This is a genomic window from Streptomyces sp. CB02923 (assembly GCF_001905005.1).
Lineage (GTDB): Bacteria > Actinomycetota > Actinomycetes > Streptomycetales > Streptomycetaceae > Streptomyces.
Genome location: NZ_LWKZ01000001.1, coordinates 423,218 through 444,418, shown reverse-complemented (window position 1 = coordinate 444,418; position 21,201 = coordinate 423,218). Strand labels below are relative to the sequence as shown.

Annotated in this window: 11 protein-coding genes; 6 read left to right on the top strand and 5 right to left on the bottom strand. The window is 73.0% G+C overall.

The annotated features are described in order from the left end of the window. Positions 1-2 precede the first annotated feature (2 nt). Together A6A06_RS01915 and A6A06_RS01910 are read left to right on the top strand one after the other, a co-directional pair. Positions 3-10,697: a non-ribosomal peptide synthetase gene (locus tag A6A06_RS01915; protein WP_073758123.1), complete on the top strand. Its 10,695-nt coding sequence runs from the start codon at positions 3-5 to the stop codon at positions 10,695-10,697. Between the two features lie 70 nt (positions 10,698-10,767). Then, positions 10,768-11,247 carry an MSMEG_6728 family protein gene (locus tag A6A06_RS01910; RefSeq protein ID WP_073758121.1) on the top strand — a complete coding sequence of 160 codons (480 nt, stop codon included), beginning with the start codon at positions 10,768-10,770 and terminating at the stop codon, positions 11,245-11,247. Between the two features lie 28 nt (positions 11,248-11,275). Here A6A06_RS01910 and A6A06_RS01905 read toward each other — a convergent pair whose 3' ends face one another. The 5 genes from A6A06_RS01905 to A6A06_RS01885 all read right to left on the bottom strand — a co-directional run bounded on the left by A6A06_RS01905 (position 11,276) and on the right by A6A06_RS01885 (position 16,029). Beyond that, complete coding sequence (locus A6A06_RS01905) at positions 11,276-12,907, bottom strand: ABC transporter permease (RefSeq protein WP_073758119.1); 1,632 nt, start codon at positions 12,905-12,907, stop codon at positions 11,276-11,278. Beyond that, positions 12,904-13,821 (bottom strand): ABC transporter ATP-binding protein, encoded by a 918-nt coding sequence (locus A6A06_RS01900; protein WP_073758117.1) that lies wholly within the window; start codon positions 13,819-13,821, stop codon positions 12,904-12,906. Before A6A06_RS01900 ends, A6A06_RS01905 begins: the two co-directional genes overlap by 4 nt. A 2-nt stretch (positions 13,822-13,823) precedes the next feature. Beyond that, positions 13,824-14,021: a hypothetical protein gene (locus tag A6A06_RS01895; RefSeq protein ID WP_206780359.1), complete on the bottom strand. Its 198-nt coding sequence runs from the start codon at positions 14,019-14,021 to the stop codon at positions 13,824-13,826. A 74-nt stretch (positions 14,022-14,095) separates the two neighbouring features. After that, positions 14,096-15,265: a sensor histidine kinase gene (locus tag A6A06_RS01890; protein WP_073758113.1), complete on the bottom strand. Its 1,170-nt coding sequence runs from the start codon at positions 15,263-15,265 to the stop codon at positions 14,096-14,098. Between the two features lie 92 nt (positions 15,266-15,357). Further along, on the bottom strand, positions 15,358-16,029 hold the full coding sequence (locus tag A6A06_RS01885) for a response regulator (protein WP_443333714.1): 672 nt from the start codon (positions 16,027-16,029) through the stop codon (positions 15,358-15,360). A 262-nt stretch (positions 16,030-16,291) separates the two neighbouring features. Here A6A06_RS01885 and A6A06_RS01880 point away from each other — a divergent pair, with 262 nt between their 5' ends. From A6A06_RS01880 to A6A06_RS41385, 4 genes are all read left to right on the top strand, one after another. Next, a complete protein-coding gene (locus A6A06_RS01880; protein WP_073759654.1) occupies positions 16,292-17,068 on the top strand; it encodes an isoprenyl transferase in 777 nt (258 codons plus the stop codon). A 283-nt stretch (positions 17,069-17,351) separates the two neighbouring features. After that, positions 17,352-18,158, top strand: coding sequence for an ABC transporter ATP-binding protein (locus A6A06_RS01875; RefSeq protein ID WP_073758111.1), 807 nt, complete (start codon positions 17,352-17,354; stop codon positions 18,156-18,158). Between the two features lie 65 nt (positions 18,159-18,223). Continuing rightward, positions 18,224-20,746 (top strand): ABC transporter permease, encoded by a 2,523-nt coding sequence (locus A6A06_RS01870; RefSeq protein ID WP_073758109.1) that lies wholly within the window; start codon positions 18,224-18,226, stop codon positions 20,744-20,746. Positions 20,747-20,934: 188 nt separating this feature from the next. Further along, entirely contained in the window at positions 20,935-21,099 is a 165-nt protein-coding gene (locus A6A06_RS41385; RefSeq protein WP_199930638.1) for a hypothetical protein, read from the top strand. Positions 21,100-21,201 lie beyond the last annotated feature (102 nt).

Sequence of the window (21,201 nt, the reverse complement as noted above, 5' to 3'; positions counted from 1 at the left end):
CAGTGAACGACATGACGCAGGCGGCGGTTTCCGCCGCGCCCTTCCCAGAACTCTTCGCCCGGCAGGTGGCACGCACCCCCGACGCCACGGCACTGGTCTTCGAGGACGAGTCCCTCTCGTACCGCGAACTGGACGCGCGGGCCAACCGCCTGGCGCACTGGCTCACCGGGCAGGGCGTGGGCCCGGAGGCCCGCGTGGCGCTGGTCCTGCCGCGCTCGGTGGAGCTGGCCGTGGCGCTGCTCGCCGTCCTCAAGGCGGGCGGCGCGTACGTACCCGTCGACCCGGAGTACCCGCAGACACGCCGCGCCTTCCTCCTCGACGACACGTCCCCCGTCCTCGTCCTGGACGAGGACACGCTGCCCCGCGACCTGTCCGGCCACCCCGCGGCCGCCCCCGCGGTGAGCCTCACCCCCGGCCACGCCGCCTACGTCATCCACACCTCCGGCTCGACCGGCGTGCCCAAGGGCGTCGTCGTCTCCCACGCGGGCCTCGCCGGGCTGGCGGCCGCGCACGCCGAGCGGTTCGCGGTGACGGGGGAGAGCCGCATCCTGCAGTTCGCCTCGCCCAGCTTCGACGCGTCCGTCGCGGAGATCGGCGTCGCCTGGCTGACCGGCGCCGCCCTCGTCATGGCGCCCGCCGCGCGCCTGCTGCCCGGCGCGGGCCTGGCGGAACTGGTCGCCGAGCAGCGCGTCACCCACGCCACCCTGCCGCCGTCCGTGCTGGCCGCCCTCCCGCCGCACACCACCCTGCCGCAGATCACCGCGCTGACGGTGGCGGGCGAAGCCTGCCCGCCGGACGTCGTCGAACGCTGGTCGGCCGGCCGTCGCCTGGTCAACGCGTACGGCCCGACGGAGACCACGGTGTGCGCGTCGGTCGGCGCACCGCTGTCCGGCCGAGTGGCGCCGTCGCTCGGCACACCGATCGCCGACGTGTGCCTGTACGTGCTCGACGCGTCGCTGCGGCCCGTGCCGGACGGCGGCACCGGCGAGCTGTACGTCACCGGCACCGGGCTGGCCCGCGGTTACCTCGGACGCGCCGCGCTGACCGCGGAGCGCTTCGTGGCCTGCCCCTTCGGACCGGCGGGCACGCGCATGTACCGCACGGGCGACCTGGTGCGCCGCCGCGGCGACGGCGAGCCGGAGTTCGTCGGCCGCGCCGACGACCAGGTCAAGGTGCGCGGCCACCGCGTCGAACCCGGCGAGGTCGAGCAGGTGCTCGGCGCGCACCCGGCGGTCGGCCAGGCCGTGGTCGCCGCCCGCGAGGACCGGCCCGGCGACGTACGCCTGGTCGGCTACGTCGTCCCCTCCGACGGCCCCGTGCCGGACGCCGGGGCCGACGCGCACCAGGTCGGCGAGTGGCAGGAGATGCACGACCTGGTCTACGCGGACGAGGCCAAGGCACAGGCCGACGAGCCGCCGTTCGGCGAGGACTTCAGCGGCTGGAACAGCAGCTACGACGGCAGCCCGATCCCCGTCGGGGAGATGCGCGACTGGCGCGCCGAGACCGTACGGCGCATCCTCGCGCTGAAGCCGCGCCGCGTGCTGGAGATGGGTGTCGGCAGCGGCCTGCTGCTGTCGCAGGTGGCGCCCGCCTGCGAGGCGTACTGGGGAGCGGACTTCTCGGCCCCGGCCGTCGAACGGCTGCGCCGCCAGGTCGCCGCCGTGCCGGAGCTGGCCGGCAAGGTCGAACTGAGCTGCCGGCCCGCCGACGTGACCGACGGCCTGCCCGCCGGCCACTTCGACACCATCGTGATCAACTCGGTCACCCAGTACTTCCCCAACGCCGCCTACTTCCTGCGCGTCCTGCGCCGCGCCGTGGACCTGCTGGCCCCCGGCGGCCGGGTCTTCGTCGGCGACCTCCGCAACCGGCGCCTGCTGCGGCTCTTCCGTACGGCCGTCGAACTGCACCGCACCGGAACGGACACCGGGCCGGACGCCCTCGGCGCGGCGATCGACCAGAGCGTGCGGCTGGAGAAGGAACTCCTGGTCGACCCGGACTTCTTCGCCGCACTGCCCGCCGTGCTGCCGGACGTGACGGGCACCGCCCTCCAGCTCAAGGGCACCCGCCACCACAACGAGCTGACCCGCCACCGCTACGACGCCGTCCTGCACAAGCGGCCCGCCCGTACGGTCTCCTTCGCCGACGTACCGAGTCTGGCCTGGGGCCGGGACGTCACCGACGAGACCACCCTCGAACAGGCCCTGCGCGCCCGGCCCGGACAGCGGCTGCGCCTGACCGGAGTGCCCAACCCGCGCCTGGCGGGCGAGGCGGCGGCGGAGGCCGCCGTCACGGCGGGTCTGCCGGTCACCGAAGCCCGCTCCCGGCTGGCCGCCACCGACGCCGCCACCGGCACCGACGCCGGAGCCGAACCGGAGCAGCTCACCGGACTGGGCGCCCGCCTCGGCCTGTGGACGGCCGTCACCTGGGCGCCCGACAGCCCCGAAGGGCAGTACGACGTGCTGTTCGCACCGGAGGCGGACCTGGCGTCAGCGGTCCCCGTCGGCCTCTGCCGCCCGGCCGGCGACCTCACCGGCCCCCTCGCGGACCACACCACCGACCCCGGCGCCGCCCTGACCACCGCCGCCCTGGTCACCGCCCTCCACCGGCACCTGCGCGACCGGCTGCCCGCCCACCTCGTCCCGTCCGCCCTCGTCGCGCTGGACACCCTGCCCCTGACGCCCAACGGCAAGGTCGACCGCGCCGCGCTGCCCGCGCCCGACCTGGCCCACCTCGGCGCCGAGGCCGGGGGCCGGGCGCCGCGCACCCCGCGCGAGGGCGTGCTGTGCGAGCTGTACGCCGACATCCTCGGCGTGCCGCAGGTCGGCATCGACGACAACTTCTTCACCCTGGGCGGCCACTCGCTGCTCGCCACCCGCCTGATCGGCCGCATCCGCACCGCTCTGGACGTCGAACTGCCGATCACCGCCGTGTTCGAGGCGCCCACGGTCGCCGCGCTCGCCGGGCACGTCGACGCCGCCGCCTCCGGGGGCCGCCCGGCCCTGCGCCCGCTCCCGCGCCCCGACGCGCTGCCGCTGTCGTACGCCCAGCACCGCCTGTGGTTCCTGCACCGGCTGGAGGGCCCGAGCGCCACCTACAACGTCCCGCTCGCGCTGCACCTGTCCGGCGCACTGGACCACGACGCGCTGCGCGCCGCGCTGGACGACCTGCTCGCCCGGCACGAGAGCCTGCGCACGGTCTTCCACGAGACCGCCACCGGCACTCCGCGCCAGGTCGTCCTCGGCCCCGGCGAGCTGTCCGGCCTGCCGTCCGTGTTCTCCGTGGTCCGGACGGGCCCCGGCGATGTACGGCGGCTGGTCCGCGAGGCCACCCGGCACGCCTTCGACATCGCCGCCGAACTGCCGCTGCGCGCGACGCTGTTCGAGACCGGCCCCGACGAGCACGTACTGCTGCTGGTGCTGCACCACATCGCGGGGGACGGCTGGTCGTCGGCGCCGCTCTCGCGCGACCTGGCGGCGGCGTACGACGCGCGGCGCCAGGGTATGGCGCCGCAGTGGGCCCCGCTGCCCGTCCAGTACGCCGACTACACCCTCTGGCAGCGCGACGTCCTCGGCGACCCGCACGACGCGGCCAGTGTCCAAGCGCGGGAACTCGCCTATTGGACGCGGCAGCTGACCGGCATCCCCGAGGAGATCGCGCTCCCTTACGACCGCCCGCGCCCGCGCCGCGCGACCTACCGGGGCGACGCGCTCGAACTGGAGCTGCCCGCCGGTCTGCACGCGAGCCTGCACGCCCTGGCACGCGACACCGGCACCAGCCTGTTCATGATCGTGCAGGCGGGCCTGGCGGCCCTGCTCACCCGCCTCGGTGCCGGTACCGACATCCCCCTCGGCAGCCCCGTCGCGGGCCGCACCGACCAGGCCCTGGACGACCTGGTGGGCTTCTTCGTCAACACCCTCGTCCTGCGGACGGACACCTCCGGCAACCCGACCTTCCGCGACCTGCTGCGCCGCGTCCGCGACACCGACCTGGCCGCCTGGTCCCACCAGGACCTGCCCTTCGAGCAGCTCGTCGAGGCCCTCAACCCGGTGCGGTCCGCGGGCCGCCAGCCCCTGTTCCAGGTGGTCGCCGCCGTCCAGAACGCCCCCGAGGGCGGCTTCGACCGGCTCGGCGTCCGCACCCGCCCCGAACTGATCAGCACCGGCACCGCGAAGTACGACCTCTTCTTCAGCCTCTGGGAGCGCCAGGGCCCGCAGGGCGAACCGCGCGGCCTGGACGGCTTCGTCGAGTTCAGCACCGACCTGTTCGACCGCTCCACGGTCGCGACGCTCGCCGGCCGGCTGGTCCGCGTACTGCGGACGGCCGTCGCCACCCCGGACGTGCCCCTCGCCCACCTCGACGTGCTGACCACCGAGGAGCACGCGCGGCTGCGGCGGGACGCGGCGGCCGACCGCCCGGCGGTGCCGCACAGCACGCTGCCCGCGCTGTTCGCCGAGCAGGTGGCGCGTACTCCCGACGCCACGGCGCTGGTCTTCGAGGACGAGTCACTGTCGTACGGCGAGCTGAACGCGCGCGCCAACCGCCTGGCGCACTGGCTCACCGGCCAGGGCGTGGGCCCGGAGGCGCTGGTGGCCGTGGCGCTGCCGCGCTCGGCGGAGCTGGCGGTGGCGCTGCTCGCCGTCGTGAAGGCGGGCGGCGCTTACGTACCCGTCGACCCGGACTACCCCGCCGAACGGCGCGCCTTCGTCCTGGCCGACACCGCGCCCGTCCTCGTCCTGGACGACGCGGCGATGCGCCGGGACCTGTCCGCGTACCCGGACACCGACCCCGCGACCGCGCTGCGTCCGGCCCACCCGGCGTACGTGATCCACACCTCCGGCTCGACGGGCATGCCGAAGGGCGTCGTGGTGTCCCACACCGGCCTCGCCGCGCTGGCGGCCGCACAGGCCGGACGGTTCGCGGTGACGGGGGACAGCCGCGTCCTGCAGTTCGCCTCGCCCAGCTTCGACGCGTCGGTCTCCGAGATGTGCGTGACGTGGCTGGCGGGCGCCACCCTGGTCATGGCACCGGGGGAGCGGCTGCTGCCCGGCGCTGGACTGGAGGAACTGCTCGCCGCGCAGCGCGTCACCCACGTCACCCTGCCGCCGTCGGTCCTGGCCGCCCTGCCGCCGCAGTCGACGCTGCCCGGCGTCGTCTCGCTGGTGGTGGCGGGCGAGGCGTGCCCCGCCGACCTGGTCGAACGTTGGTCGCCGGGCCGCCGCATGGTCAACGCGTACGGCCCGACCGAAGCCACCGTGTGCGCCACGGCCGGCGAGCCGCTGTCCGGCCGGACGCTGCCCGCTCTGGGCGCGCCGATCGGCGACGTACGGCTGTTCGTGCTCGACGCGCTGCTGCGGCCGGTGCCGGACGGCGGCGCGGGAGAGCTCTACCTCGCGGGCTCCGGCCTGGCCCGCGGCTACCTCGGGCGCTCCGGGCTGACCGCGGAGCGCTTCGTGGCCTGCCCGTTCGGCCCGGCGGGCGCGCGGATGTACCGCACCGGCGACCTCGTACGGCGCCGGAGCGACGGCGAGATGGAGTTCGTCGGCCGCGTCGACGACCAGGTCAAGGTACGCGGCCACCGCATCGAACCGGGCGAGGTCGAGCAGGCGCTCGGCGCCCACCCGGCGGTGCGGCAGGCCGCCGTGGCGGCCCGCCCGGACCGCACCGGCGACCTCCGCCTGACCGGCTACGTCGTGCCCGCCGAGGACGCCGCCCGGCAGACCCTCGCCGCCGACCTCCGGCGCGACCTGCTCGCCCGGCTGCCCGAATACCTGGTGCCGTCCGTCATCACGGTGCTCGACGCCCTGCCGCTGACACCCAACGGCAAGGTCGACCGCAAGGCGCTGCCCGCCCCCGACCCGGCCCGCACCGGCGCCGACGCGGGCGGCCGGGCACCGCGCTCGCCGCAGGAGGAGATCCTGTGCGAGCTGTACGCCGACCTCCTCGGCGTCACGAACGTCGGCATCGACGACAGCTTCTTCGCCCTCGGCGGCCACTCGCTGCTCGCCACCCGCCTGGTCAGCCGCATCCGCGCCGTACTCGGCGTGGAACTGCCCGTCGCCGCCCTCTTCGAGGCCCCCACCGTCGAAGCCCTGGTGGAACGCCTCGGTCTGTCCACCGCGCGCACCCGCGGTGCCCTGCGGCCCGTGCCGCGCCCCGAGATCCTGCCGCTGTCGTACGCCCAGCGGCGCCTGTGGTTCCAGTACCGCCTCGAAGGCCCCAGCCCCACCTACAACATCCCCCTCATGCTGCGCATCGCCGGACCCGTGGACGAGGACGCGCTCCGCGCGGCCCTCGGCGACCTGCTCGCCCGGCACGAGAGCCTGCGCACGGTCTTCCGCGAGACCGGCGGCACCCCGCAGCAGGTCGTCCTCGACCCGGCCACCGACCCGGACGCCTTCGACATCCTCAGCGTCACCGAGGACGTCCCCGACGACCCGGAGGCGTTCCGCGCACTCCTCAAGGAAGGCGCCCGGCACCGCTTCGACCTGACCGCCGACCTGCCGCTGCGGGTCAAACTCTTCCGCGCCGGACCGGACGAGAACGTCCTGCTCCTGCTGCTCCACCACGTCGCCGGTGACGGCTGGTCGATGGCACCGCTGTCCCGCGACGTGGCGACGGCGTACGACGCGCGCCGCGCCGGGCGGGCCCCGCAGTGGACGCCGCTGCCCGTCCAGTACGCCGACTACACCCTCTGGCAGCGGGACTTCCTCGGCGACCCCGAGGACCCCGACAGCGTCTACGGACGCCAGACCGCCTACTGGCGCGAACAGCTGAAGGGCATCCCGGAAGAGATCGCCCTGCCCTTCGACCGCCCGCGGCCGCAGCGCGCCTCCTTCCGCGGCGACTCGATCACCTGGGAGATCCCCGCCGCACTCCACCAGCGCCTGCACACCCTCGCGGGCGAGACCGGCACCAGCCTCTACATGGTGCTCCAGGCGGGCCTGGCCACGCTCTTCACCCGGCTCGGCGCCGGGACCGACATCCCGCTCGGCAGCCCCGTCGCGGGCCGCACCGACCAGGCCCTCGACGACCACATCGGCTTCTTCGTCAACACCCTCGTGCTGCGTACGGACACCTCCGGCGACCCCACCTTCCGCGCACTGCTCCAGCGCGTCCGCAGCACCGCCCTCACCGGCTGGGCCCACCAGGACCTGCCCTTCGAGCAGCTCGTCGAGGCCCTCAACCCGGTCCGCTCGGCGGCCCGCAACTCCCTCTTCCAGACCATGCTCACCCTCGACAACGCGCCCGAAGGCGAGTTCACCCTCGGCGGCCACGCCGCCCACACCGAGCCCGTGCACGTCGACGCCTCCCGCTTCGACCTGTCCGTCTTCCTGACCGAACGGCGCGGCGCACACGGCGAACGGCCCGGCATGGACGGCGCGATCGAGTACAGCACCGACCTCTTCGACCGGCGTACGGTCGAGGCGCTGGCCGCCCGGCTCGTCGCCCTGCTCGACGCGGTGACCGCCGACCCCGACCAGTCGCTCGCCCACCTCGACGTGCTGACCGCCGACGAGCGGGCCCTGCTGCTCGGCGAGGTCAACGCCACCGACCGGCCCCTGCGGCGCACCTCCCTCGCGGAGGCGTTCCAGGCCAGGGCGGCCGAAACCCCGGACGCGCCGGCTCTCACCGCCGACGGCGAGACCCTCACCTACGCCGGGCTGAACGCCCGCGCCAACCGCCTCGCCCGGCACCTGGCCACGGCCCACGGCGTCGGCGCCGAGAGCCGCGTCGCCGTCCTCCTGGACCGCTCCGCCGACCTGGTCGTCGCGATCCTCGCCGTCCTCAAGGCGGGCGGCGTGTACGTACCGCTCGACCGGCGCTACCCGGCCGCCCGGATGCGGCTGATCGCGGCCGAGACCGAAGCCGTCGTCGTCCTCACCCGGCAGGACCTGCCGGCCTCCGCCTACCTCCCCGGCGTCCCGGCCCTGGCCGTCGACGCCTGCCCGGAGGCGCTGGCGGACCTGCCGGGTACGGACCTCGCCGGGCCGACGGCGTACGCCGACTCCGTCGCGTACGTCATGTACACCTCCGGCTCGACCGGCACCCCCAAGGGCATCGCCGTCACCCAGGGCGACGTGGTGGCCCTGGCCGCCGACCACTGCTGGGGCGCGGACGAACCGGACGGCGCCCGGCACACCGTCCTCGGCCACGCCTCCACCGCCTTCGACGCCTCCACCTTCGACCTGTGGGTCCCGCTCCTCAACGGCGGCCACCTGGTCATGGCCCCGCCCGGCGACCTCACCCCCGACGACTACCGCGACCTGCTCACCACCCACCGCATCACCGCGGTCCTGCTCACCACCGCCCTGTTCAACCTGCTCGCCGAGGAGTGCCCCGGCGCGCTCGCGGGCGTACGGCAGGTCTGGACGGGCGGCGAGGCGGCCTCCCCGTCCGCCGTGCAGAAGATCCTCAACGCCTGCCCCGACACCAGGGTGTTCAACGTCTACGGGCCCACCGAGGTCACCATGTCCGCGACGTACCACGCCATGCGGGCACCCCAGCGGATCGCCGGAACGGTCCCCATCGGCCGCCCCATGGACAACATGCGCGTCTACGTCCTCGACAGCGCCCTGCGCCCCGTCGCCCCCTCGGTGACCGGCGAACTGTACGTGGGCGGCACCGGACCCGCCCGCGGCTACCTGAACCGCCCCGGCCTCACCGCCGAACGCTTCGTCGCCGACCCCTTCGGCGCGCCCGGCGCCCGGATGTACCGCACCGGCGACCTGGTCCGCTGGACCCCCGAAGGCCGGCTGGAGTACGCCGGCCGCGCCGACTCCCAGGTCAAGATGCGCGGCTTCCGCATCGAACTCGGCGAGATCGAGACCGTCCTGGACGCCCACCCCGCCGTCGCCCAGGCCACCGTCAGCCTGCGCGAGATCACCCCGGGCGACGCACGCCTGGTCGCCCACCTCGTCCCCGTCTCCAGGGAAGCCTTCGACTCCACCGCCCTGCGCCGCCACCTGCGCGACCGGCTGCCCGCCTACATGGTGCCGTCCGCCATCGTGGCCCTCGACACCATGCCGCTCACCCCGAACGGCAAGGTGGACCGCAAGGCCCTGCCCGCCCCCGACCCCCGCTCCGAACTCGGCGGACGCGGACCCCGCTCCCCGAAGGAAGAGATCCTCTGCGAGCTGTACGCCGACGTGCTGCGCGTCCCCCGCGTCGGCATCGACGACAGCTTCTTCGTCCTCGGCGGCCACTCCCTGATGGCGACCCGCCTGATCAGCCGTATCCGCACCGCCCTGAACGTCGAACTGCCCATCGGCGCCCTCTTCGAGGCCCCCACCGTCGCGGCCCTCGTCCAGCGCATCGACTCCGCCACCGCCCAGGCCCGCCCGCCGGTGAAGCCCGCCGTACGCCCCGAGGCCGTACCCCTCTCCTACGCCCAGCGCCGCCTCTGGTTCCTGCACCGCCTCGAAGGCCCCAGCCCCACCTACAACATCCCGCTCGCCCTGCGCTTCTCCGGCAAACTCGACCACGAGGCGCTGCGGGCCGCCATCGGCGACCTCGTCGCCCGGCACGAGAGCCTGCGCACGGTCTTCCCCCGCAGGGCCAGGGCCGCCCAGCAGATCATCCTGCCTCCGGACTCCGGCCGCGACCTGCTGACGGTCGTCGAGACCACCCCCGGAGACCTGGCCGCCGACCTCCACGAGGCCGCCACCCACTCCTTCGACATCACCACCGAACACCCCCTGCGCGCCACGCTCTTCCCGCTGGGCCCGGACGAGCACGTCCTGCTGCTGCTCCTGCACCACATCGCGGGCGACGGCTGGTCCATGGCCCCGCTCTCCCGCGACCTCGCCGCCGCCTACGACGCCCGCGGCGCGGGGGAGGACCCGCAGTGGTCGCCGCTGCCCGTCCAGTACGCCGACCACACCCTGTGGCAGCAGGACTTCCTCGGCGACCCGGCCGACCCCGACAGCACCTACAACCGCCAACTGGACTTCTGGCGCGCCCAGCTGGCGGGCCTCCCCGCCGAAATCCCCCTGCCCCTCGACCGCCCCCGCCCGGAGGTCACCACCTACCGCGGCGACATGTTCCCCCTGCACCTCCCCGCCGGCCTCCACCAGGGCCTGCACGCCCTGGCCGGCGACACCGGCACCAGCCTCTACATGGTCGTCCAGGCCGGCCTGTCCGCTCTGCTCACCCACCTCGGCGCCGGTACCGACATCCCCGTCGGCAGCCCCATCGCCGGCCGCACCGACCAGGCCCTGGACGACCTCGTCGGCTTCTTCGTCAACACCCTCGTACTGCGTACGGACACCTCCGGCGACCCCGCCTTCCGCGACCTCCTCGCCCGCGTCCGCGACACCGACCTCGCGGCCTGGGCCCACCAGGACCTCCCCTTCGAACAGCTCGTGGAGGCCCTCAACCCGGCCCGTTCCACCTCCCGCCACCCCCTCTTCCAGACCCTCCTCACCCTCGACAACGCCCCCGAACGCCACTTCACCCTCGGCGGCAACCACGCCCGCCCCGAACCGGTGGACCTGCACGTGGCCCACTTCGACCTCTCCATCGGCCTCACCGAACAGCGGACCGCGCAGGGCACGCCCGAGGGCCTCACCGGCTTCGTGGAATACAACACGGACCTCTTCGAGCGGGAGACGGTCGAAGGGATGGCGGCGTCCCTGATCACGCTGCTGACCGCGGCCGTCGCCACCCCGGACGCACCGCTGTCCGAACTGCTGCCGTAGCGCCCGGCCCGCTGGGCCGAAGGAAGCAACCGCCCCTGCACGGTCTCCGTGCAGGGGCTACACCTGTCCCATGCAGACCTTCCTCCCGTACCCCGACTTCGCGGCCTCCGCCGCCGTCCTCGACGCGCGCCGCCTCGGAAAACAGCGGGTGGAGACCCTCCAGGTCCTGCGCGGCCTCACCGTCCCCGGCTACGGCTGGCGGCACCACCCGGCCGTACGCATGTGGGCGGGCTACGAGGAGGCCCTCGTCCGGTACGGCCTCGAAATGTGCCGCGAATGGACCGACGCCGGCCGCCAGGACACCTGCGCCACGACCCTCGGCCGGGACTTCACCGCACACCGCCCCCGCACCCCCGTCCGCTCCTACGCCGAACTGGCCGGGGCCGGTGAGCTCCCGAACTGGCTGGGCGACCCGGCGTTCCACCGCAGCCACCAGTCGGCCCTGGTGAGCAAGGCTCCGGAGCACTACCGCGCACTCTTCCCCGGGGTCCCGGAGGGCCTGCCGTACGTGTGGCCGTCGTCCGACCGGGGAGCCGCCCGGAAGGGCTGACACCCGGACGCGGCAGGCGCGCCGGGCGTCAGCCCCGGCCGAGCCGCCGCAGCGGACCGGTCAGGAAGACCACCGCGACCAGCACGGCCGACACCGTGAACACCAGCGCCGGAGGCAGGCCCGCAGGATGCCCACCGACCCGGATGGCGCCCATGTAGTCGAAGAGCGGCAGACCGTTGGCGACCGTGTACCACAGGGGGAGGTAGACCGCCTGGAAGAGGCGGTGGGTACGGCCGAGAGTGCCCAGGGCCAGCGCCAGCGACGGGACGAACAGCGCGCCTCCCGCCCAGCACGCCACCCCCGCGACGTCACCCGCGACGACCAGCCGGACCAGCGGGCCCAGGCCCACCGCCGCGGTGAGCGTGACGCCCGCCGCCCACTCGGCCGCCACCCGGCGGTGCGCCGAGGGGTACGCGCCGAGGATGCCCTCGACCGCGTGCTCATGGCGCTGGGTGCCCAGCCGCGACCAGACCAGGACCGGCCAGAGCCAGGACACCGGCAGCATCAGCCGCGTCGTGCCGGGCACCGGCGAGGAGACGCCGAGGACCAGCCACAACCCGGCACCCCACCACCACCACTTGGACACCCCCTGAAGCAGGATGCGCAGCTCACCGGCCCACAGGCGCAGCAGGACGCGGCCCGGCCGCGGCGGTGTCCGCAGCAGGGCCGCGGCGGCACCCCGCCCGCCCGCGGAACGCGGCACCCCGTCCACGTACGCCTCTTCCACGTACGCCTCGTCCACGTACACGGCGGGGACCGCGTCCGCCGCCCGGCCGTTCTGCCGGGGAGGCTCGGTCGGCTGCGTGGCGCGGGCCGGGTCGAAGCGGCGGAACCACAGGGCGGGCAGCAGGGCGACGACCACCGCGATCCCCAGGAACGTCAGCCGGGCCAGGACATAACCGGCGGTCGGCGTGAAGCCGTGCCAGTCGAACACCCGCAGCGGCTTTTCCAGGTAGGTCAGACCCAGGCTGAAATCGCCGTCCACCGTGATCCCCTGGGCCGACAGGTCGCGGTACATCGACAGGGCGACGCTGTGCACACCGATGCCGCCCAGCGGCAGGCCGGGCCCCTGGCCGCCCGTGACGAGCACCGCCCAGAGGCAGAACCAGACGATGTTGCCCAGCCCGCCGCGCAGCAGCGGCAGCGCCTCGAAGAGCAGGGCGCAAGCGGCGGTCAGCGTCACCAGCGGCACCGCGAGCAGCAGGAACGGCTGCCACAGCGCGATCGGGTCGACAGCCGTGGACTCGCCGCGGACGAGCTGCATCACCAGCGCGGTGACGGCGAGCACGCCCACCATGGAGGTGAGCACCATCAGGTTGCTCAGGAACTTCCCGGCCAGATACGCCCAGGTCCGCACGGGGGTCGCGGCGAGCAGCTGCCCCACCCGGGTGCGGCGGTCCCGCTCGATGGAGTTGCGTACGACGTAGAAGCCGCCGAGCGAGATCCACAGGCCGCAGGCCAGCGCGGTCGCCGTGCCGACGTACGCGCTGTTGTAGACGCCGCGGTGGTCACCGAGCTGCATGATGACCCACGCGGCGCCCGCGTCCGGCACCGCCACGTACCCCAGGGCCACGGCCGCGGCCAGCGTCACCACGTAGGCGGGCCGCCGTACCCGGTCCTTGAAGTCGGCGACCGCCAGACCGGAGAGCACCCGCGTCACCGGTCCCACCGCCCCGCCCGCTGCCCGGCGGTTGCGTAACCACCCTGGTCAGGGGCGCTGTTGATGACGTGGAGGTAGGCGTCCTCAAGGTCGGGGGTGAGCCGCACCGCGCCCTCGTACGGCTGGGACGGGGACAGCAGGCGCACCTTCACGCCCTGCCTCGTGCGCACCATGCGGCTGACGACGTACCGCTCCTGCACCCGGGGAACGGCGGCGGGGTCGACGAGGGCCTCCCACACCTGCCCTTCCACCTCGTCCAGCAGCGCCTCCGGCGTGCCGCGGCGCCGCAGCCGACCGTTCGCCACCACCGCGATGTCGGAGGCCACCGACTCCACGTCGGAGACGATGTGGGTGGACAGCATCACGACCTTGTCCGAGGCCAGCTCGCTGAGCAGGTTGCGAAACCGCACCCGCTCCTCGGGGTCCAGCCCCGCCGTCGGCTCGTCCACGACGATGACCTGCGGGTCGCCGAGCAGGACCTGGGCGATGCCCACCCGGCGCAGCATGCCGCCGGAGTACGTGCCCAGCGGCCGCCTGACCGCCTCGGTGAGGTTGACCAGCTCCAGCAGCTCGTCGATACGGGTCCGGGCCGACCGGGCCGACACGCCCTTGGCGGCGGCCAGGTACCGCAGGAACTCGCGCGAGGTGAGGTTCGGGTAGACACCGAAGTCCTGCGGCAGGTAACCGAGGGCCCGGCGCAGGACGTCGGGCCTGGCCACGACGTCCTCGCCGTGGAAGAGGACCCTGCCGCCGGTGGGGCGGGTAACGGTGGAGGCGATCCGCATCAGGGAGGACTTCCCGGCGCCGTTGGGGCCCAGCAGCCCCAGCATCCCGGGCTCCATGTGCAGGGTCACGGAGTCGACGGCGCGCTTGCCGCCCTTGTAGACCTTGGTGATCTCGGAGAGCTGGAGCATGGTCAGCCCTCGCCCCGCAGACCGGACGTCCGGCCGGTCCGCGGCACGGTGACGCCCTGGGGCACCTCGACCGGGCAGTCGGCCGGACGGCCTGCCGGGCCCGGCGCCGCCTCGGCGGACGGCACCACCACCGCACCCGTACCGCCCCGTTCCGCCATCACACCGTTGAGCATCTGCCCCTCCAGGTCCACGTTCCGCAACTGCCGCCGAGCTTTCCAACCCGGGGCAGCGGGCACATCTCCCGAACGGCAGATATCGCGGAGCGGCCGACGGCTCAGCGGACCGCGGGTGCGGGGAGTACGCAGCCGACCCGCCAGCCCCCGCCGTGCGGGCCCGCCCGCAGCGTTCCGCCCAGCGCGTCGACCCGCTCGGACAGCCCGGCCAGGCCGGTGCCGCCTCCGTGCCGGGTGCCTCCCGGCGTTCCGCCGCCGTCGTCGGTGACCGTCACCTCGACCGAACCCCCGGCGGTACGGCGGGCCGCCACCACGACCCGGGTGGCCTGCGCGGCATGCCGGCGGACGTTGGTCAGCGACTCCAGGACCACGCGGTACGCGGCGTCCCCGGCCTCCCGCGACAGCGCACCCGCCAGGCCCTCTTCCTGGGACAGCCGCGTCTGCGCACGCGTCATGGAGGAGAACCTGTCCAGCAGCCCGGCGAGGTCGGCCAGGCCGTACACCCGGGTGGCGGGCGCCTCCTCCCACGCCCCGCCGTCCGCCTGGCGCAGCGCCCGCACCGTCTGGTCCATGGAGTCCAGCGCCCGCAGGCCCGCCGCTTCGACGCGTTCGAACAGCTCGCGGGTCTGCTGCGGAGCGTCCCGGTCCAGCTGGGCCGCCTGCGCCTCCAGCACGATGCCGGTCACCTCGTGGGCGACGAAGTCGTGCAGGTCACGGGCGACCTCCAGGCGCTGGTCGCGCAGCGCACGGGTGACCGCACGGGCCCGCCGGGCGTCCAGCGACCGGAGGTAGAGCCCGACGCCGGTCACACACGCGGCGGGGAAGAATCCCAGGAACACCACGAAGACCGATTCGCGCCACCCCTGCTGCGGCATGTGCAGCGTGATCCGCAGCAGCAGGCAGACCGTCGCGGCACCCACCAGGCCCCCGGCCCAGGCGGCCCGGGGAACGGGCTCCCGTCGCGTCACCCGGTAGAGGAGGACCAGCAGGGCGACGCCCTCGAAGGGGAGCCAGAAGCCGATCGGCTTCGGATCGCCGGAATAGGCGAAGTCGAGCACGAGGGACGCACTCGCGGTGAAAACCGCGCCCCGCACGAGCGGGACACGCCGCAGCCGCAGGCCCGGCATCGCCGCCGCCGCTGCCACGGCCGCGCAGAGCGCCAGGGGAAAGGCACCGGGCGAGGCCCCCAGCGCGGGCAGAAGAATCATCGCCACCAGCACCACGCACCCAGCACGGCGCTTCCCGCCCGCCGGTTTCACATCGTCGCCCATGCGCCGAGGCTACGCAGATGCCGCATCCGGCGGCACGGGCAGCACCGTTGCCGGTTTCCCGCATCTGCCGTACGGCGGATATCCGGCGCGCGTCAGCGCGGACCGCGGCCGTCCGCGTACCCCAGCTCCCAGGCGCGCACGGCCACTCCGACGCGATTGCGCACCGCGAACTTCCGCTGAATGCTCGCCACGTGCGTCTTGACCGTGCCGGCCGAGATGAACAGCTCATCCGCGATGTCGGCATTGGTCTTGCCCTCGGCGACCAGCGCGGCCACCTCGATCTCCCGCCCGGTCAGCGGGGAATTCCCCTTCTTGCGGCGCGAGTCGGCGCCCCGGACGTGCCGGAGCAGCCGCACAGTGATCTCCGGGCTGATCAGACTGTCCCCCGACACCGCCGCCCGTACCGCCTCCACCAGCAGCGTCGGCCCCGACCGCTTCAGCAGGAACCCCGAAGCCCCGTACCGCAGTGCGGGATACACATATGCGTCCAGGTCGAAGGTGGTCACCACGACCACCTTGGTCGGATGCCCCGCCGGGGAGCCGGCGAGCAGCCGGGTCACCTCCAGGCCGTCCATCCGCGGCATCCGGATGTCCACCAGCGCGACATCCGGTTCCAGGGCGCGCGCCATTTCCACCGCGTCAACCCCGTCCGCAGCCTCGCCGACCACTTCCATGTCCGGCTGGCTCTCCACTATGCGCCGCATTCCGCGGCGGACCATCTCCTGGTCGTCGGCAATCAACAAGCGAATGGTCACGGCGGACATCTTGCCGTACGGGTCCGCGCACCCCCGCCGCGGCACGGTGTCACACCGTCACAACGTCCGGTGAGCGCAGGAAAGGTGAGCGGAAAATCGTTTCACGCTGATGCGTAACTCCTGTGGCAGGACGGGCGGGTGACGCTTGGTATGGTTACGCGCCTGCGGCGGAAAAGGCGCTCCGCGCGGCCGCGGAAGGGGCATGGCGTGGGCGGGAGCCCGGATGCCGCCCGGACGATTACCACCGCTGCGGGAGCTGAAGGGACCGATGATGCGAGCGAGGCTAAGGGCCGCCGCGAATGCGCTGTACGTGAAAAGGCTCTCCGCGAAGCTCGCAGGCCGGCCGCGCCCCCGGCACATCGGCATCATGCTCGACGGAAACCGCCGCTGGGCGCGGATGGCCGGGCACGACGACCCCAGCGAGGGCTACAAGGTCGGCGGCGCGAAAGTGGTCGACTTCCTGAACTGGTGCGGTTCCGCGGGCATCGAGCACGTCACCCTCTTCATGCTCTCGGACGACAACCTGCACCGCCCCCAGGCCGAGCTGGTGCCGCTCATCGGCATCATCGAGGACGTCGTCGAGCGGCTGGCGGCCCCGGACAACCCCTGGCCGGTGGAGGTCATAGGGTCGCTGGACCTCCTGCCGCAGGAGTCGGCGACCCGGCTGAAGCAGGCGGCGTCACGGACGTCGGACCGCCGCGACGGCACCCGCGTCGACGTGGCCGTGGGGTACGGCGGGCGGCGCGAGATCGTCGACGCCGTCCGTTCCGCGATGAGTGAGCACGTCACCCAGGGCGGCGACATCGAGGGCCTCATCGACACCTTCGACGTGGACCACATCTCGAAGCACCTCTATTCGAAGGTCAGGTCGGAGACGGACCTGATCATCCGTACTTCGGGCGAGCAGCGCCTCTCCGGTTTCCTGCTCTGGCAGTCGGCCTACGCGGAAGTGCACTTCTGCGAGTGCTACTGGCCCGACTTCCGTGAGCTCGACTTCCTGCGGGCCCTGCGTTCCTACTGCGAACGCGAGCGCCGTTACGGGCGGTGAAGCGGCGCGGTGACCGGTGGTCCGGAAGCCGCCCCGTCGTTCGTGGTTCTCTGTGCCGTCTGCGCATCCGCGCAGGCGGCACACGTGTTTGCGGGGTGGCAAGTCCCTCTGGTCCATGCTGTGTTCACGTGCCTCACGTCATACCAGCGACGTATCCCGTGACCCGGCCGTACGCCGGAAGAGGGAGGGGACGGACCGCCCCGGGCTGATGCCCGGGAACTCGGTGTGACGGGAGCATGGGGTGTTTCGCCGTACGACGCAAGTCGAACAGGAGTCCTCCTCTATGACCACACGCCAGCACGCGACGCAGGCCAGGATCCCGGGCGCCGACGCAGCGCGGGCCGAGAAGCTCACCAAGATCTACGGGGACGGTGAGAGCAGGGTGGTCGCGCTGGACGCCGTGTCGGTGGCCTTCCCCGCGGGCGAGTTCACCGCGATCATGGGCCCGTCCGGCTCGGGGAAGTCGACGCTCATGCACTGCATGGCGGGGCTCGACGCCGCCTCGGGGGGCTCGTCCCGCATCGGTGACGTGGAACTGACCACGCTGAGCGCCCGGGACCTGACGAGATTACGCCGCGACCGGATCGGGTTCGTCTTCCAGGCGTTCAACCTGCTCCCGACGCTGACCGCGCTGGAGAACATCACCCTGCCGCTCGACATCGCGGGGCGCCGCCCCGATCAGGCGTGGCTGGACCTCGTCGTCGGCATGGTCGGCCTGGCCGGGCGGCTCACCCACCGCCCCTCGCAGCTCTCCGGCGGGCAGCAGCAGCGGGTGGCGGTGGCCAGGGCCCTGGCCGGCCGGCCGGAGATCGTCTTCGCGGACGAGCCGACCGGCAACCTCGACTCCCGCGCCGGTGCCGAGATCCTGGGCTTCCTGCGCAACTCCGTCCGGGAGTTCGGGCAGACCGTCGTCATGGTCACGCACGACCCCGGGGCCGCCTCGTTCGCGGACCGGGTGGTCTTCCTGGCCGACGGGCGGATCGTCGACGAACTGCGCGAGCCGACGGCCCACGCCGTACTGAACCGGATGCTGGCCTTCTCGGAGAGCCCGCTGCCCGCGGGCCCGGGACTCCCGGGCGGCGCCCGGTGACACCGGCACCCGGACGCGTACCGCCCCCGCCTCCCCGCCCCGCTCAAGGAAGAACCTCATTCCCCATGTTACGAGCAGCATTACGCAACGTCCTCGCGCACCGGGCACGCCTGTTGATGACCGGCCTCGCGGTCATGCTCGGAGTGGCCTTCGTCTCCGGCACGCTGGTCTTCGCCTCGACCATCTCGGAGGCGTACGAGAAGGGCTCCGAGAAGAGCCTCGACGGCGTCACCGTGGCGATCCGGCCCGGTACGGACACCGGCACGGCCGCTGTCCGCCGCCTCGACCAGCGCCTCCTCGCCCGGACCGCCGCCCTGCCCGGAGTCGAATCGGCCGTCGGCATCGTCTCCGGCACGGTCGCCGTGGCCGACAAGCAGGGACAGCTGATCGGCAGCGGCTTCTCCACCCAGGGCGGCAACTACGCTCCCGGCGCGGACGGCAAGGACGCCCGCTACCCGATGAAGGAAGGACGCCCGCCCCACACGCAGGGCGAGGTCGCGGTCGACGCCAGAACGGCGGAGGGCGCGCGGTTCACCGTCGGGGACAGCGTGCGCATGTCGGTCGACGGGCCGGTGCTGAACCGCAAGGTCGTCGGGATCTTCGACACCGACGACGGCAACGTGGCGGCGGGCGGCACACTCGTCCTGTTCGACACGGCCACGGCACAGAAACTGCTGACCGCCCCCGGCCGGTTCAACGAGATCCACCTCGCCGCCCGGCCCGGAACGCCCGAAGCCGCGCTGACGGCGGAGGTCACCAAGATCCTGCCGACCGGGACCGAAGCGGCCTCCGGCGCCGAACTCGCCCGCGAACAGGCCCGCTCGATCCGGTCCAGCATGGAGAACATCCGTACCGGACTGCTGGCCTTCGCCGCGATCTCCCTGTTCGTCGGCGTCTTCATCATCGCCAACACCTTCACCATGCTCGTCGCCCAGCGCACCAAGGAGATCGCCCTGCTGCGGGCGGTGGGCGCCAGCAGCGGCCAGGTGACGGGCATGGTGCTGGCCGAGGCATGCGCCGTCGGCGCGGTCGCCGCCGCGGCGGGACTGGCGGCCGGCATCGGCATCGGTGCCCTGCTGCTCCCGCTGATGCGCGCCACCGGAGCGCTCCTCCCGGACGGGCCGCTCGTCGTCTCCCCGGCCGTCGTGCTGGTGGCGCTGGGCATCGGCGTGGGAGTGACGATGCTGGCGGCCTGGCTGCCGAGCCGACGGGCCGCCAACGTCCCGCCGGTGGCCGCGATGCACAGCGTCCACGCACCGGCCGCGCCCCGCTCGATGCTGCTGCGGAACGCCGTCGGCGGAATCCTGGCCGTACTGGGCACGGCGTTGATGCTGTTCGCCGACGCCAGGAAACCGGTACCGATGGGGCTGCTGGGCCTGGGCGGGCTGCTCCTGCTGGTCGGCGTCATCGTCCTGACCCCGGCGCTGTCCCGGCCGTTCATCCGGCTGCTGGGCCCGGGGCTGCGCGCCTTCGGCCTGCCCGGGAAGATCGCCCAGCGGAACGCGGTCCGCAACCCGCGCCGTACCGCCGCCACCGCCTCCGCGCTGATGATCGGCCTGACCGTGATCACGAGCCTGACGGTGATCGGCACCGGCATGCAGAACGGTCTGAAGGCCATGGCCGCGGACGGCATCAGAGCCGACTACGTCGTCTCCATGGTCACCAAGAAACCGCTGGCCCCTTCGGTGGAACGCACCCTGGCCCAACTGCCCGACGTCACCGCCACCAGCCCGCTGCGCACCTCTCCCGCGCGGATCGAGGGACAGCGCCGGGCCATCGGCGGTGTGCACGGCCGGGCGATGGACGGGCTGACCAATCTGGAATTCTCCACGGGATCGTTCCGGAAACTCGGCGGCGACCACGCGGTGGTGGACAAGAAAACCGCCGGCCTGTTCGGCTGGAAAGCCGGGGACTCGTTCTCCCTGACGTACGAAGACGGCACGAAAGGCACCCTGAAGGTGTCCGGCATCTTCACCGGAAACAACCTGATCAGCGGAATTCTCATCGATACGGCGACGCTCTCCCGGCATCAGCTCCACATCGACGACTCGCTGCTCATGGTGAAAACCGCACCGGGCGTCTCCGAGAGGACAAAGGCCGTTCTGGCCAAGGCACTGGGAGACAATCCGGCGGTAAAGATCCGCAGCAAGCAGGAGATGACGGATTCCATCTCCCAGACGGCCACCCTCCTGCTGAACGTGCTCTACGCACTGCTCGGAATGGCGGTGATCGTCGCCGTGCTGGGCGTCATCAACACCCTTGCCCTGTCGGTGTTCGAGCGGACCCAGGAGATCGGCATGCTCGGCGCCGTCGGCATGGAGAGCCGGGACATCCGGCGCATGGTACGGCTCGAATCACTGGCCATCTCACTGTTCGGCGCCGTGCTCGGCATCGTGCTCGGCGTGCTGCTGAGCGGGCTCGGCGGCGCATTGATCGCGGAGCGCATGGACGCGTACCGGTTCTCCCTGCCGTGGGACCGGATCGGGCTCTTCTTCCTCCTGGCCCTGCTGGTCGGAGTGGTGGCCGCGCTGTGGCCGGCCCGAAGCGCCACAAAGATCAATTCATTGGTGGCCATCAAGACCGAGTAGCCGCCGGGGCGCGGACCGGGCCGGGAGAGGGGAATCCGCAATTCCCCTCTCCCGCAACTCCATTCACCTGCGAGGCTACTGACCGGCTACCGATCTGCTACGCCCTCCGTTGCAGAATCATCAGGAAGCGGATGCACCTCGCTGGTTCAGTTCCGGTGCATCCCGGCTCTACAACAACGGAGGTAACCATGAGCACGGAAGCAGCTGCCTGGAAGACCGGTGCCCAGGACGTCACCAACCCGGCGGGCGCCAACTTCGGCGAGCTTTCCCTGGCGGATCTGCGTGAGGACCAGTCCGCCCACATGATCAGCAGTGGCTACTTCTGCACCATCACCACCGAGTGCTTCTGCTGAACCGGTTGAGGAAAACAGTTCCACGGCACGCCCGGTGAACTGACTTCTTCTCCTTGATGTTCCTCCGGGCCGGTGCCGACAGCCCGGCCCCGAGGAGCGGTA